We start from the raw sequence: 1,143 nt of genomic DNA, 5'->3' as shown, positions 1-1,143 counted from the left end.
CAGAGCGTAGATGCTGAAACCGGAGATCGATATCTTGTGCTTCACAACGGTAAACAATATCAAGGGGCTCCAGGTAATCACGACTATAGAGAGTTGTCGTTTGATACCTATGGAGTTCTTATCGCATCGCAGAGTAGCGAGCTTCGCAGAGTTAAGGAGGAAGCAATTCCGACACAAGCTCTGATTAGATCTGAGTCGAATGAGTATAGGTCTATTTTATATTGGCGTATATCGCTCGTTATCTTGATTCCAGTGGTGGCGATGATTGCTGTTGCGGTGTGCAAAGTTAACCCTAGACAAGGCAGGTATCTCCATTTGGTGCCGGCGATGCTGCTCTATATTCTTTATTTAGGTTTACTTATACTTGCTAAGAAAAAAGGTGGGGAGGGCGATCTAGATCCGCTAATCGCATTTGGTGTTGTTCACATCATGTTTATATGTGCGGCAATAGCATTATTTTATCGAGAACGTTTGAGTGTTCTAGTAAGAGATAAATTTGGTCATGGTGGCGCCTCATGAAGCTAATTGATCGATATGTAGCGCAGGCTGTGATGACATCGACCTTGGTCGTTATGTTTGTCGTCCTCAGCCTAGATGTGGTGTTTGGATTTATTGCTGAGACCGAAGATATAAAAAATGACTACCAACTTTTAGATGTTGCTTTATACATTCTTTTGACCCTTCCCAGACGAATTTATGATTACCTTCCTCTTGGTGCATTCATGGGATGCCTAATAGGGTTGGGGGCTTTGGCAAAGAATAGTGAACTGACTGTTGTTCGAGCAGCAGGAGTTTCGCTGGCCCGCATTATTGGTTCGGCAATTAAACCAGTGCTTTTATTAATTATTTTTGGCGCTCTTTTAGGTGAGTTTGTTGCTCCGACTACTGAGAAATTAGCGCAGAGTGATAAAGCGCTCAAACAAGGGGCTCAATCAAGCATCGTCTACGGACAAGGGCTTTGGCATAAAGAAGGTGATGCGTTTATTCATATCAATGCCGTTGAACCAAATGGCGCGTTGCATGGTGTATCCATAAATACTTATGACGACGATAAAAGACTCATCATGAGTGAGTTTGCGGCCAAGGCTTTGTTTCACGAGCGTCAATGGAGTCTATTGGATGTAAAGAGGAGTTATTTTGGAG

Annotated in this window: 2 protein-coding genes; both read left to right on the top strand. The window is 43.1% G+C overall.

Annotated features, from left to right (window positions below; translation table 11 throughout):
* On the top strand, nt 1-519 hold a 519-nt coding region (locus A3739_RS27790; protein WP_156502912.1), incomplete at its 5' end, for an LptF/LptG family permease.
* Nucleotides 516-1,143, top strand: a 628-nt coding sequence (locus A3739_RS27785) for an LptF/LptG family permease (protein WP_156502911.1), incomplete at its 3' end; no start/stop codon positions are given. The genes A3739_RS27790 and A3739_RS27785, both read left to right, overlap by 4 nt.

The sequence above is a fragment of the Oleiphilus sp. HI0067 genome, from assembly GCF_001635735.1.
This window is presented reverse-complemented; position numbering and strand designations above follow the sequence as displayed.